This window comes from Vibrio sp. D420a (genome assembly GCF_030248625.1).
GTDB lineage: Bacteria > Pseudomonadota > Gammaproteobacteria > Enterobacterales > Vibrionaceae > Vibrio > Vibrio fortis_A.
Genome location: NZ_JAHGAN010000005.1, coordinates 134,211 through 147,942, shown reverse-complemented (window position 1 = coordinate 147,942; position 13,732 = coordinate 134,211). Strand labels below are relative to the sequence as shown.

The window sequence follows — 13,732 nt, the reverse complement described above, 5'->3', positions numbered from 1 at the left end:
GCTCATTAGTTCTTCTCCTCAAGCTGCTTAATTGCTTGTAGCGCATCAGCAACAACACCTTGGACGTCTTGAGAAATATCGATAAACAGCGCCTCACTTTGTTGTGGCTCAACCAATGCTTCAAACTGGCTCTTTAACATCGCTTCGCCGTTGAAATAGTGATTTTCACGCGACTTATGACGATTCCAAATTGTGTCAAATGAGCCTTGTAAGTAAACGATTACCAGCTCTTGATTATTGTTTCGTAGAATGTCGCGGTACGCTGGTTTTAGCGCTGAACAAGCAATCACTGCAGCTTCATTCTCAACGTAAACCTTGTTTAGAGTTTCCAACCAACCTTGACGATCATCGTCATTTAAAGGAATGCCTTCTGCCATCTTGTCCACATTTGATTGTGGGTGGTAATCATCACCATCATGAAAAGGCAGATTTAGAGCGTTAGCAATTTCGCTACCAATCAAGCTTTTACCGCAGCCTGAAACGCCCATTACTAAGATTTTTTTCGCTTTCATTGGACAATACTATCCTTAGCCTCCAACTCACACTGGAGGCTGTCTATATAATCTGGGGGTTCTTTAGGTCTTTAAAAGGTGGGGATTATTTCCACCACATCGCGAGCTCAGGGAATGCAATCACCATCCCGAGTACGAGAACCTGTAGGCCGATGAATGGCAGTAGTGAACTGAAGATCTCGCCCAAGCTGATGTCTTTCGGTGCCACCGATTTCAGGTAGAAAGCTGCTGGGCCAAACGGAGGTGATAGGAATGACACCTGCATGTTTAGACAGAACACCACACCAAACCATACTGGGTCGTAACCAAGACTTGTAATGATTGGTACGAATATAGGCATAGTTAGAAGCGCTACACCAACCCAGTCAAGGAACATACCTAGAACCAATAGAATAACCATCATGATAAGCAGTGTTGCAAGCGGGCTACCGCCACTTAGGCTTAGAATCACCTCTTCAACAAAGTCGATACCGCCCATCAGGTTGTAGATACCAACCAGCGCGCTTGCACCGATACCGATCCACATGATCATGCCGCAGGTACGCATAGTTGCGATGGCACTCTCTTTGAGCATATTGAAGTTAAGCTCACCACGAATCGCAGCGGAAATCATGATACCCACAACACCCAGAGCCGACGCTTCTGTTACTGACGCGATACCTGTGTAAATACTGCCCAGAACCGTTGCTACTGAAAGCAGTGGGAAGAACAGCGCTTTGAAGTAGCTTGGCTGATTTTCCATGTCTTCCGCGATCTCTTCATCACTTGGAATCGGAGCTAGAGATGGATTCAACTTACAACGAATCAGTACGTAACCGATGTAACAACCTGCCAGAATGAAGGCTGGAAGGAATGAGGCTTTAAACAGGTCGCCAATTGATACACTTGCTGTCATACCGTAGATAATAAGTACGATAGACGGAGGCAGCATAGTACCGAGTGCACCACCCGCACAAGTCGTACCGATAGCTAACTTACGGTCATAACCAAGACGCAGCATCTGTGGCAGTGCAAGAATACCCAGCAGTACGGTTTCACCACCGATAACACCTGACATTGAAGCAAGCAATACCGCAACCAAGAGAGTCTGTACGGCAACACCACCACGAACTCTTCGGCCTACGGACTTCATTGCGTCAAAGAGGTCGCGAGCAATGCCTGAACGGTCAAGCAGCGCGGCCATCAATACAAACATCGGAACCGCGAGGAATACATAACCTGATGCAAAGCTGTAAGTACGGCTAGCAATTAGAGGCAGTGCATCTGGACCAAACCAAAACAGTGTGAAAAAGATGGCAACGAAGCCTGTTACGAATGCCAGTTGCATACCCGTGAGTAGCAAGCCGATCATCATCACCAGCATGAGGATACTGCCCCATGCGATGCCAATAGAAGATAAATCAAACATCGTCTTTCTTCCCTAGCCCTACAATCTCTTGGATCAGGTGCAATACAAACTGGACAACAAGAATACAAAGACAAACAAAGATGATGCCTTTAAGAAGTGCTGGGTACGGAGCATTCAGTACCGAGCCTGATGTTTCAAGACGAAGGTCACCCCAGGGTGTAAACCAAGACTCTTGAACCATGAAATAAGAGGCGTAAGCCAACATACCTGCAAACGCTAAACCCACTATGTGGTGAACTAGGTTTAGGTATTTTCGAGTTTGAGAAGAAACTGCATCGTAAATAAGAACAACTCGAACATGTTTGTTAGCAGCAAAGGCGTAAATACCGCCCACGATAAATAGCGAGCCACCAACAAAAGAAGCGGTTTCGTGTACCCAAGTAGTTGGGGCATCGAACGCATAACGCATCACCACTTCGTAAAAAGAGATCAATACAGTGAAGATGAACAAACCACTTAGAACATTGCTGACCTTGATTATGGCGCGGTCGAGAATGTTTCTTGGTTGCTCTTCTTGCTCTTGGGGCGCATGAGGCGTTTTATCTGTCATAACGTATTACTCAAAAAAAACGGAGGGCAATTGCCCTCCAAAAGAGAAGCTAAAATAGGTATTTAGCCTGGATAATCGTTGTGAATTAAAGTAGACCGTTTGTCTCTAGGAAGCCAGTTACAGAGTCGTATACTTTCTGTGCATTTGGAGAACGTTCAGCAAATACTTTCCATTGACCTTTCGCGATTTCACGGAACTTCTTACGCTCTTCGTCAGACCAATTGTGAATCGTGATTTCTGGGTTTGCTTGCGCTTCTTTCACTGCTGCTTGGTCAGCCATTTTCAGCTGAGTTGTCATGTCGTAAGAGAAGTCACGAACAGACGTTTGCAGAATAGTTTGTAGATCCGCAGGCATTTTGTCCCACTTCTTCTGAGAGATAGAGATATCGATCAGAGGAAGAGAGTGGAAGCCCGGTTGAACTGGGTGTGTTGCGATGTCGTTCATGCCCGCTTTTTGGTTAGTAGAGAATACTGTGTAGTCAGCCGCATCAATAACGCCTTTGCTTAAGCCAGTAAATACTTCAGAACCTGGTAAGTTAACTGGTGTCGCACCTGCCGCTGCAAATACTTGTTGCACTAGACCTTCAGGAGCTCGCAGTTTAAGACCTTTAAGATCATCAACACCGTCTACTGGTACTTTCGAGATGAACGACTCAACACCCGTAGTCGAAGCACCAACAAACTTAACGCCGTAAGGAGCGTAAAGCTCAGTCATTAGCTCGTTACCACCGCCGTAGTTCATGTATTGCAGCAGTTGCGTTGTATCAGACCAAGCACCAACCATGTTACCGATAAGACCGAATGCTGGATCTTTACCAGAGAAGTAACCTGTTGCAGTTACTTGGCCATCAAGGATACCCATTTTGATCGCGCCTAGTGTCTCTGTGTGCTTAACCACAGCACCTACCGGTAGAAGATCGATGTCGATACGACCATTAGACATAGTCTCAACACGCTCAGCCCAGTTCTGTTGAACTTTGAAGTTCAGATCACCAGATGGATCTGAAGATTGAATTTTCAGTTTGAAGTCTGCAGCCATTGCAGAAGTCGCGAATAGACCTGTTAGGGAAGCAGCAATCAGCGTTTTAGTCATAGCTTTCATTCGGGGTATCCTTATGGGTTTCACTTTAATCCGGTTTGTTATTTTATGTTACCGGTAACGTTGAGCGCGATGTTACCGGTAACTTTACCAGACTGTCTATGAGATAGATCACATCTTTAACAACAGTAAAACGTTTGCTATCAATAAGGGAATTGCGTGCGAAAAGTCACACTTTAAGAATGATTGACCATATAATAGTTATTCTAAAACAATGAGATAACCAAACCTGACAGAATAAATAGAACACCTACACCACGAGTTATGTGCCACTTTTCCTTCAAAAAGTAGATCCCCATCACAACACCAAAGATGATACTCACCTGTCTTAGCGCTACCACCAAGCTGACATTTTCAGTCATGGTCATTGCGAACAGAACCAGTCCATAAGTCGCGGCCATCATTACTCCAGCAGTAGCGGCTTTTTTGCGAATTCGCCATGCGTTTGCAAACTCTACACTCTGCTTTGTGAGCAATAACCAAGTACTAAGTGGCAAAGCTATCGCCCAGAACTGCATGCCCAAATAAAAGATCGATGCATCTCTATTTGTAACCTTGTTGGATTCGATGTCGCCGAGCAGCAATAAGGCTTCTTTATCAATGATTGAATAACCAGTTGTGCCAATCGCTGCGATGAGTGCCCAAAGTACACCTAGGTTCAAATAGGCTCGTGGCTTTAGATCTTTAAAGTTCTTAAGGGGCACCACTAAACAACCTAGGGTTATCAGCGCAAACCCAAGCCACTGGTTGTACGTCAATGAATATCCCAACAGCAAAGTTCCGAACCCCACCATCAAAACAGGCAGAGCACGAGCCATTGGATATATCACACCGATATCAGCTTGCTTATAAGCAACCCCTAACCCCACTAAGTAAATCACCTGACAGATTCCACTCAGCAGCAACAATTGCCAAAACGGTACACTGATATTAGAGAAACCGACAGTGTTGATGTACCAAATCAAGTAAGGGGTGAGCAAAGTGGCAGCTGCAAAGCTCGACGCCAAGAAGAATGAAGAGCCAGAGCTTTGGTTTGATTTGCCCAGTACATTCCAGCCTGCATGAAGTAAAGCTGAAATTATCACTATGACTATGGCGGACAGTTCCATGTTCTTTCCAATTTTGAGGATAAAAAAGGCCTCTAACTTAGAGACCTGATTAGGTATTGAAGCTTAATTAACCGACGAGCACCGATTCGCTCACTCAGCTAACCTTCTACCGCTCTAGGTGAGCAACGGATTCGATACTGATGGCGTCATGTCGCCAATATTCAATATCGCAATCAATCAGTTCACCATCTTGGTTGTAATTGATCCTTTCAACCACCATCGCCGGTGAGCCTGATGTCGCTCGAAGTGCCTGAGCCGTCTCTCCCAGCAATGACGTAGTACTCACTCGATAACGGATCGTCTGGTAGACAACACCAAAGTGCTCTCGATAGATATCAGTAAGTGACTTGGAGAGATCATGCTCTAACAGATTTGGGAACAACTCGGGACGAATGTAGTTAGTCACATACACCACTGGCCTGTCTTCTAAATAACGAACTCGGTCGACTCGGTAAACATCAGAGAAAGGCGCCAACTTTAACAATCGAGTCGCCTCTTTCGTAGCCAGTATTCCTTTAGCTGCGATCAACTCCGTCTTAGGTTGACGGTTCTGAGACAATGCCATGTTGGTAAAGTTAAGCGTTTGAGTAGGATCGTAACGCAATGGCTCCGGTGAAATGAACCAACCTCTGCGATCTTCACGATAAATGCGTCCTTCCGCTTCTAATGAAGACAAAGCTTCACGCAATGTAACGCGAGTCGTATCGAAAGACTCTGCTAACTTACGCTCTGCAGGCAGTTTCTGTCTTGGAGAAAGCATCCCCGACTCTATCTGCTCAACAATGACATCTTTAATTTTTACGTACTGCACCAATTTTCCTTTTAATTATTCTTCCTGGTAGCCGCTCCATGGCCACACATATTAATTCTTATTCGCCAAGCCGCGAATTATCGCTTACGCCAAGCCTGTGTGCGCTTCTCAAACAGCTGATTGATAACCAAGTGCACCACTTTCGCACTCGCTGCCGACAGCATAATCATGACCGCCATCGCCGCAGCTGCTCCAGTTTGGCCAGCATCATCCATATTGAGTACCGAGACTGAGGCTGGAATGGTATCCGTTGAATATAGGAATACTACCGCAGAAGTCGTGGTCAATGCATTAATAAACAAGTAAGTCGCGATATCTAATATAGCGGGCAAACATACCGGCACCGTCACTTTAAAGAACAACTTGTATTGAGGAAGGTTGACCGAGGCAGCTGTCGCCTCAATCTCTGCAGGGAGCTGCTTTAATGCGGTGAGAGCTGTCATATGACCGACCGTGTAATAGTGCACCACAGTATTGATAACGAGGAATGTCATCGTGCCATACAGGAAGTTCAGTGGATTGTTCAGGTCATTAAAGTAAAAGATATAACCTAAACCTAGAACCATGCCTGGAACCGCCATAGGTACTACGCTCAACATCTGCATGACTTGGCGAATTGGTGCAAATGCGCGGCCTTTCTCTATGCCGTATGCACCAAGGAAAATCAGTACGGTACCAATAACCGCCGCCCAAGCACCCAGTGTTAGGGAGTTGAAAAACGGCGCCCAACCATAAGTGCTCATTTCAGCGAAGTTATAGTTGTTAAGCGTCAGCGCTTTGTTCCAAGGCCAAAACGTCACCATAGAGCCGTATATCGCCATTCCTAAAACAACCACAACAGCAGCAGAAATAATCAAACAATAGATAAAGCAGACACTGTCTCGAACCATACTAGGTTGTGGCTGATAGGCGACAGAGCGTGTATCAAACAAGCTTTTCTGTTTCTTTTGTACCCAGCGATCCACACCAAATGCCAAAGCCGCAGGCAGGAGTAACAAGATACTGGTAACCGCACCCATTGAGAAGTTCTGCTGGCCAACCACCTGCTTAAAGATGTCAGTGGAAAGAACGTTGTAGCTGCCACCAATTACTTTCGGTACACCGAAATCACACACCACCAGCGTAAACACAACGATGAGTGTGCTGATCAAACCGTATTTGGCTGCTGGCAGAGTCACGATGAAAAAAGTTTTGAGAGGCGAAGTATTAAGAGCTCTTGCTGCTTCGTACAAACGAGCATCTGACGTGCGCAATGAGGTTGTCAGGATCATCAAGGCGTGTGGGAAGGTCCAAAAAATCAAACCTAATGAGATTCCAATCAAGCCATAAACGGAGTGCCCACCGAGCACTTCTTTAGCGATGCCTTGATTGCCGAACAGAAAGATTAAGCTTATCGCAGGGAGCAAAGAAGGCGCTAATATCGGTGCAGAACCGAGTACTTGGAATAACCCCTTCATCGGCATACAAGAGCGCGTTAAGGCATAAGCATAACCAAATGCGAGTACACCTACGACAACTGTCACCAGTAACCCAAGAGTAAATGTGTTACCCACCGACTGCCAAAGGCTTGCTGAAGAGAAATAAGTCGCGAAATTTTGTAGGCCAACAAACTCCCCTTCGCCATTCTGAACACTCTTCTTAAGCATCGCCCACAATGGCATCAAGATGAACAGTACCATCACTACAGATAAGAACGCCAACAAGCTGAACAGGATGACATTGTCTTTACTCACTCGAGCGAGAAGTGGTGTTACGCGCTGCTGAATTCGTCGCTTAGATTGCATCATTTGTGTCGATTCCATGACAATTACGCCGCCTCATCTTTAGATACAAGACGCTCATTGCTTGGGTATGCGCGCAGCCCATCCTGATCGAGCGCCACATAACGAATATCTCCACGGCGCAGCTTCATTTCATTAAAGGTTTTGACTGGCACATCAACCACAATCTGCTTTGCTCTTGGGTCATGCTGAAGTTTACACTCAACACGATAGAATGCGCCTAGAAACTCGCTCGACACAATACGAACAGGAAGAGATTCACTAAAACGTTCCACGAACTGAAGCTGCTCAGGTCGTATCGCAATATCAAATCGGTCGCCGACGTTCGTGTCCAGGTTATCTAACTTCGGCAAGGTTAGAATGGATTCAGCAATACGCATCTTAGAATCCGCAATCACTGATGTTTCAATAAAGTTCATACAACCAACAAACTCGGCGACAAATCGAGTCGCGGGCTTTTGGTAGATCTCTTGTGGCGCCCCAACCTGCTCAATAACACCGTGATTCATCACCACAATACGGTCAGCCATAGTTAACGCTTCATCTTGGTCGTGTGTCACCATGATAGTGGTAATACCGAGTTTTCTTTGTAACTGGCAAATCTCATCTCGTAGATGCGTTCTTACTTTGGCATCCAACGCAGAAAGCGGTTCATCAAGCAGTAGAAGACCTGGAGAAAGTGCTAACGCACGAGCAAGCGCAACTCGCTGCTGCTGACCACCTGATAATTGGTTTGGATATTTCTGTCCAGATCCAGTCAGACCAATCGTCTCTAGCCAGCTTTCAACCGATTCCAACGCTTCTTTGTTCGACATGCCTTGGTTTTTTAAGCCAATCGCAATGTTCTCTTCTACGGTCAGATTAGGAAAAAGCGCATAAGACTGGAATACGATGCCAAAATCACGTTTCTCAGGTGGAAGAAAGGTTGTATCAATTTGGTTCTGTTCAATACGTCCAGAGGTGGGAAGGTCTAACCCTGCAATTGCACGTAAAAGGGTCGTTTTTCCGCAGCCAGACGGCCCCAGGAAACAGACAAACTCTCCTTTCTCGATCGACAGAGATATGTTTTTTAACGCTGTAAATTGACCAAACTGTTTTACAACGTTTTCTATATTCAGATAGGTTGAATTGCTCATTTTCTGCAGCACTCTTTAAATGGTATATACCAAATCTAAACCCTGAATATTTCAGTTGAGTGACAAATTTATAGAAGCTAAATGACAGTTATATTGCGTTTGTATAACGGTTCGGTTTCGTGCTCGATAAGTGCTAGAAGTCTGAGAAGATCATTTACCGAATATGAGTACCAGTATGACTCCTCTACCAGGGTCATACTGATTCAGCGCCTTAGATAAGTTTAGATGAATTACCTATAAAGCAATCAAAACACCAGCTGATATGCCCATATCGCTACAATATAACAGTGATACAATCCAAACATTAATGATAATAAATATCATTAATGTTTGTGTAATTTATAAATATTCATATAATCCTCCCTCCAAATAACTACTATAAGTCATTGTTATGAGTATTTACTCGAACCCCATTTTTAAGTTAAGCCTGCTCTCAATTGCTGTCTTTCAATCATTTAACGCAGTTTCTTCTGAAGCCACGGATGAGTCTGTTGAAGTCATTGGTGTTCAATACGCCAAACCAATTACCGTATCGGAACCGGGTCAAACTACTATCGACTGGCAAGAAGTGGAAGAGCAACAATATTCCAACTTTGCGTCTCTTATCGATTCAGTGCCTGGTGCACACCTTGACGGTGGCGCTCGTTCCGGTGGTGAGCGTATCAATATCCGTGGTTTCTCTGACCCAAGTGACATAGCCGTATTCGTTGATGGCGCACCGATCGGTTTTCAACAATACCGTTACGGTACATTTTTCTTCGACCCATTTTTGATTGGCGAAGCGGAAGTTATCAAAGGTGCACATGACTATAGAGCGCTCAACGGTAAGTTTGGTGGCACTATTCACATCAAAACCAAGACAGTTGATGACTTGCTAACACCAGGAGAAAACTTCGGCTTTCGTGCAAATCAGAGATACAACACCAACGGCGACTCTATGGCATACAACCTGAGCGTCTACGGCAAAAGCGATACCGGATTTTACTATATCGCCAATGGCTCGGTGACAGACTCTGATGATATCCACGTCGGTGGTTCAGACAATGGCCTAGATTATTCTGGGTATGAACAAGAAAACATGCTGTTTAAAGTAGGTTATGAAAACGACCATCATCAATTCGAAGTGAGCCACACTCGCTATAAAGATGAAGGTCGTAAACCATGGGCAAACCGACGCGGCGAAATGCCAAATATTACCGAATGGACGATCAAAAAATATGGTTCACTAGAAGCTGCAAAATACGCATATACGGTATACAACGAATACACCGACAACACGACGACAGCTTCATATCATTACTCACCGTCCAGCCCGTACATTGATTTCAACATTAAGACTGCGCGATCTGAGAATGATCGTCACTGGGTACGCCCAGATATTGCCTTTGAAAAAATGTGGGTATCAGTAGGTAGCTATGGACACGAGTCTTGGCTCAGCTACAAACGCGATTTTGTCGATATCTATAACACCGCGATTCTTGGTAACCACACCTTAGTCACGGGCCTTCAATATCAAAGAACGGAACGTGATTCATTGGTTTTCAATGCGTCATACGATAGCAAAGCAGAGAAAAATTACGGCTGGTACACGCCATATTATGAGCCTTCAGGTAAGCAAAAAACCTATGCGGTTTATATTGCTGACCACTTCCAAGCAACACCTAGCTTCACGGTTACTCCGTCCATAAGGTATGAGTATGTGGTCAGTGAAGGTAAAGGAAATGCTGCACCAGATTATAACGATCCAGCTGCAGGACATGACTACAGCGAAACAACACATGAAGGTTTCAGCCCTCGCATCGACCTTGATTACGAAGCGACCGATAGTACGCGCTTAAATTTCTCATACGCATATGCATTGAAAGCACCAACTATCGATAACTTATATTCTGTTCAGTATGCACGGGCAACGGCGACGGCAACCGCTCGCGACCTTGAGGTGTCACGAATCCATGCCTATCAAGCAAGTGTCATCAACATTACTGATGGGTTATTTAGCGATAGCGATTCTATTGGCACTGAATTTACTGTTTTCTTCAATGATGTGAGTGACCACGTACACAACCGAGTAGGTGCGAATTTAGACAAAGAAACGGATGAAAACCAAAGTTGGAACACCAACCTAGATGGCTACAAGAATCATGGTTTCGAACTAATCAGCCAATATCGTATTGCTGATTTCTTTAGCGACTTTTCTGTTGCTTACGTTCGCGGGAAATATAAAGGCAGTCTAGCCGATTCAACAGGCAGTGATGAAGACTTCCCTAATACACCACCACTCAACATTAACCTTGGTTTGGGTTATGAATGGAGTGAGGGCTTAACAACAGGTTGGAAACTTCGCTGGTACGACGCTCAAACCAAAACAGGTGAAGACAAAACCTACAGCAACAAACCTAGTGACCAATATACTCTGCAAGACATCTATGCGACATGGGAAGTTCAGCAAGTTAAAGGGCTTTCGTTTGGTGCAATTGTGACTAACTTGACAGATCGTTACTACGAAGCGTATCTATCAAATGGGGTCGCTTCACCTGGTCGAGAAATTAAACTAAGTGCAGCTTACCAATTCTAGATAAGCTCCAAAGCTATTTGAACGAAGCGTTCCCGGTTTACCGCGAAAAAACAAGCTTTAGATAAGCAAAAAGGCAACTAAAAGATGACTTAGTTGCCTTCCATTTATTCACCAAGCAATATCCCAAAACTACCCAGTAATTTTGTCCGCTTTGCCTGCTGCACCAGCCAACTTGGCCAGTTGCTTGTCTATCCACATCGGCTTTTGACCTACATCTTCTGCATGTTCTTTTCGACGCACCGCATCGCGCACCATCATCGCTCCCAGCCAACGAAATGGCTCTGGTGGAAAATGACCGAGCGGGCCTTCTGTCATGCCGCTTCTTGTCCATTTATTGTCCAACCCCAAAACCATCGACGAAAGAATTTTGCCTCCCATACGAGTTTGAGCAACGCCGTTGCCTGAGTAGCCGAGACCATAAAAGATGTTCGATTGATTCTCAATGTTACCGAAGAAAGGTAGCCCGGTAACAGAACGATCAGAACCGCCAGACCAACTGTAAGCGAAATCTTGCTGTTCTAGCTTTGGAAACAAGGTTTGAAATGAGTTTTTAAGTAGTGGAAGGTACTGCGTCTGCTGGTTAAACATATTATCGACTTGATTGGAAAAAGAGAACTTATTGCCTCCCTTGCCAAGCATCAGTCGGCCATCTCGTGTATCTCGGTAATAATGAACAAAGATCCTCGAATCAACCACAGCTGCGCCTTGCTCTGGGCCATACTCCCCGAGCTTTTCTGGAATCGGGTCAGTAATCACCATATCCGAAGAGACAACCACGATACTTCTTTTGAAAGCTTTAAAGTGGTCAAGCATCCATGCATTCAGCGCTAGCACCACTTTATCGGCCGTAACGGTTGCTGCGGGTGTTACGACCTTAGCTGGCTCACCGTAATTCAACTCTAGCATCGGGGTATTTTCGTAAACTTCGACACCTAACTTAATTGCAACTTGGCGAAGACCCCTTGCTAACAATGCCGGTTGAACACTACCGGCCGCTTCGGAATAGTAACCTTCGATGTGACGCTCTGATCCCGCCTGACGACTGAGGTTATCACCACACTCCTGCCAGCTGTTGATTCCCTGCTTTTTCAGCTCACTTACAACAGGGGCCATGCCACCTCTCTGTGCTTGGTTCGTCGCCGTATAATAGGTACCACTGCGATAAAGGTGAGCGTCAATATCATGCTCTTTGCAAAACGCTTCTATTTCAAAAATGACCTTTTCAGACTGCTCCACCAGCCATTTTGCTTGTTGCTCTCCGTAAAGGCGTTTTAAAGTTGGAAACTTAGTGGACCAAGTGAGCATACACCCACCATTAGCACCCGATGCGCCACTACCGCACAAACCTTTTTCAATAACCACAACTCGCGTTTCTGGCTGTTGCTGTTTAATTAAAATAGCGGTCCATAATCCTGTGTACCCACCACCAACAATAGCGATGTCTGTTTCGATATCTTGTGTCAGTGGTTGACCAGCATCACTTGGCGGAGTGTCCTGACCAAACTCCTGTTGCAAGGCTTGTTTGAACCAGTATGAGTAGTGTTTTGACATAAAAGAGTTACCTAGCGAAATCGACACCAAAACGTACGGTGTGATTAATATTGAGAATTATTAGAGAGCGAGCATTAAAGGGCTGCACTGATTGATCAAAAAAGGAAGACCTAAGCCTTCCTTTGATTTAGAGGGGTAAGATTAAGATTTAGGTTCAGACTTCGCGTCAAACTTATCAGACCAAGTTTTCAATACGTCTGCACGCTCACTACCCATACGAGCAAAGTCCATCTTCGCCATGTTCTTCTCAACATTCGGGAAGTTTTTCACTGTTGCTGTTACGTCTTTATGACCAACGACTGGGTACATCTCAATGTAAAGCTCATTTGCTGCTTTAGAAATCGACCAGTCCACAACACGTTTTGCTGCTTCTGATGATTTAACAAGACCAACTGCTTCAGATTCCCAGCCGATACCTGCTGGAGTAATTACGGCCAATGGAGCACCTTGCGTTTTCAACTTAGCACCACGGCTTGCCATAGAAATACCGATAGCAACTTCACCCATACCAGCTTGTACACAAGGTTTAGAACCAGAGTGCGTGTAGTGTGCAATGTTCTTATCTAACTTTTGCATGTAATTCCATGCTTGGTCTTCGCCCATGTTTTGCAGCCATGCTGAAACTTGCATGTAACCAGTACCGGAAGATGCCGGGTTTGGCATTGCAATGTGGCCTTTATAGATAGGCTTGGTGAGGTCTTCCCAAGATTGAGGTGCAGGCAAGTTCAACTGTTTTGCAACGGCTTCATTAAAACAAACTGCATTGAAAAATGCGTCATTACCGTACCAAGCTTGAGTAGATTGTGGATCATTCAGATTTGAGCGAAGTGCATCAACACCTTGAGGCGTATATGGTTGAAGAATACCCTCTTCTTTCAACAGAGCCATTGATGAGCCCGCAAGCCCCCAAACAACTTCGGCTCTTGGGTTGTTTTTTTCAGCCAATAGCTTAGCCGTCATAATGCCCGTTGAATCACGTACCCATTTGATGCGAATGTCCGGGTTTTCGCTCTCAAATGCATTCTTGTACTTCGCCAAAATATCTGTTTCAAACGCTGTATAAACCGTCACTTCCTCGGCCGCAAATGCGTTGGTAGCCAGTAGTGACACAAGTGCAGCAAGTGATCCTTTCATAAAACGGTTTTTCATCATGTTCTCCAGTTGAACTGTCTAGCAAGAGTGGATGCAGCCAAGTTGACT

Annotated in this window: 11 protein-coding genes; 1 reads left to right on the top strand and 10 read right to left on the bottom strand. The window is 45.0% G+C overall.

Going from position 1 to position 13,732, the window contains the following annotated elements; all coding sequences use genetic code 11:
• Nucleotides 1-5: 5 nt before the first annotated feature.
• The 8 genes from KI743_RS06185 to KI743_RS06150 all read right to left on the bottom strand — a co-directional run bounded on the left by KI743_RS06185 (nucleotide 6) and on the right by KI743_RS06150 (nucleotide 8,406).
• On the bottom strand, nucleotides 6-512 hold the full coding sequence (locus KI743_RS06185) for a gluconokinase (protein ID WP_032550295.1): 507 nt from the start codon (nucleotides 510-512) through the stop codon (nucleotides 6-8).
• An 85-nt stretch (nucleotides 513-597) separates the two neighbouring features.
• Nucleotides 598-1,920 (bottom strand): TRAP transporter large permease subunit, encoded by a 1,323-nt coding sequence (locus tag KI743_RS06180; protein WP_285465594.1) that lies wholly within the window; start codon nucleotides 1,918-1,920, stop codon nucleotides 598-600.
• The gene (locus KI743_RS06175) at nucleotides 1,913-2,470 is read right to left on the bottom strand and encodes a TRAP transporter small permease subunit (protein WP_285465593.1); all 558 of its coding nucleotides are present in this window, start codon (nucleotides 2,468-2,470) and stop codon (nucleotides 1,913-1,915) included. The genes KI743_RS06180 and KI743_RS06175 overlap by 8 nt, the downstream gene beginning before the upstream one ends.
• Before the next feature lie 85 nt (nucleotides 2,471-2,555).
• Nucleotides 2,556-3,572, bottom strand: a complete 1,017-nt coding sequence (locus KI743_RS06170) for a TRAP transporter substrate-binding protein (protein WP_032550292.1) — start codon at nucleotides 3,570-3,572, stop codon at nucleotides 2,556-2,558.
• A gap of 203 nt (nucleotides 3,573-3,775) precedes the next feature.
• Entirely contained in the window at nucleotides 3,776-4,678 is a 903-nt protein-coding gene (locus tag KI743_RS06165; protein WP_285465592.1) for an EamA family transporter, read from the bottom strand.
• Nucleotides 4,679-4,784: 106 nt separating this feature from the next.
• Entirely contained in the window at nucleotides 4,785-5,489 is a 705-nt protein-coding gene (gene phnR, locus KI743_RS06160) for a phosphonate utilization transcriptional regulator PhnR (protein ID WP_032550290.1), read from the bottom strand.
• 77 nt (nucleotides 5,490-5,566) lie between these two features.
• Complete coding sequence (locus KI743_RS06155; protein WP_285465679.1) at nucleotides 5,567-7,276, bottom strand: putative 2-aminoethylphosphonate ABC transporter permease subunit; 1,710 nt, start codon at nucleotides 7,274-7,276, stop codon at nucleotides 5,567-5,569.
• Nucleotides 7,277-7,296: 20 nt separating this feature from the next.
• On the bottom strand, nucleotides 7,297-8,406 hold the full coding sequence (locus KI743_RS06150; RefSeq protein WP_285465591.1) for a putative 2-aminoethylphosphonate ABC transporter ATP-binding protein: 1,110 nt from the start codon (nucleotides 8,404-8,406) through the stop codon (nucleotides 7,297-7,299).
• Nucleotides 8,407-8,797: 391 nt separating this feature from the next.
• On the opposite strand from KI743_RS06150, the gene KI743_RS06145 reads away from it, so the two are divergent.
• A complete protein-coding gene (locus KI743_RS06145; protein ID WP_285465590.1) occupies nucleotides 8,798-10,981 on the top strand; it encodes a TonB-dependent receptor domain-containing protein in 2,184 nt (727 codons plus the stop codon).
• Between the two features lie 129 nt (nucleotides 10,982-11,110).
• Here KI743_RS06145 and KI743_RS06140 read toward each other — a convergent pair whose 3' ends face one another.
• Nucleotides 11,111-12,532 (bottom strand): FAD-dependent oxidoreductase, encoded by a 1,422-nt coding sequence (locus KI743_RS06140; RefSeq protein ID WP_285465589.1) that lies wholly within the window; start codon nucleotides 12,530-12,532, stop codon nucleotides 11,111-11,113.
• A 141-nt stretch (nucleotides 12,533-12,673) separates the two neighbouring features.
• On the bottom strand, nucleotides 12,674-13,684 hold the full coding sequence (locus KI743_RS06135) for a putative 2-aminoethylphosphonate ABC transporter substrate-binding protein (protein WP_285465588.1): 1,011 nt from the start codon (nucleotides 13,682-13,684) through the stop codon (nucleotides 12,674-12,676).
• Nucleotides 13,685-13,732: the final 48 nt, after the last annotated feature.

Coding starts and splice junctions, on each gene's coding strand:
- KI743_RS06185 (WP_032550295.1), bottom strand. CDS start 512: ATGAAAGCGAAAAAAATCTTAGTAATGGGCGTTTCAGGCTGCGGTAAA.
- KI743_RS06165 (WP_285465592.1), bottom strand. CDS start 4,678: ATGGAACTGTCCGCCATAGTCATAGTGATAATTTCAGCTTTACTTCAT.
- KI743_RS06155 (WP_285465679.1), bottom strand. CDS start 7,276: ATGATGCAATCTAAGCGACGAATTCAGCAGCGCGTAACACCACTTCTC.
- KI743_RS06175 (WP_285465593.1), bottom strand. CDS start 2,470: ATGACAGATAAAACGCCTCATGCGCCCCAAGAGCAAGAAGAGCAACCA.
- KI743_RS06180 (WP_285465594.1), bottom strand. CDS start 1,920: ATGTTTGATTTATCTTCTATTGGCATCGCATGGGGCAGTATCCTCATG.
- KI743_RS06135 (WP_285465588.1), bottom strand. CDS start 13,684: ATGATGAAAAACCGTTTTATGAAAGGATCACTTGCTGCACTTGTGTCA.
- KI743_RS06170 (WP_032550292.1), bottom strand. CDS start 3,572: ATGAAAGCTATGACTAAAACGCTGATTGCTGCTTCCCTAACAGGTCTA.
- KI743_RS06140 (WP_285465589.1), bottom strand. CDS start 12,532: ATGTCAAAACACTACTCATACTGGTTCAAACAAGCCTTGCAACAGGAG.
- KI743_RS06145 (WP_285465590.1), top strand. CDS start 8,798: ATGAGTATTTACTCGAACCCCATTTTTAAGTTAAGCCTGCTCTCAATT.
- KI743_RS06150 (WP_285465591.1), bottom strand. CDS start 8,406: ATGAGCAATTCAACCTATCTGAATATAGAAAACGTTGTAAAACAGTTT.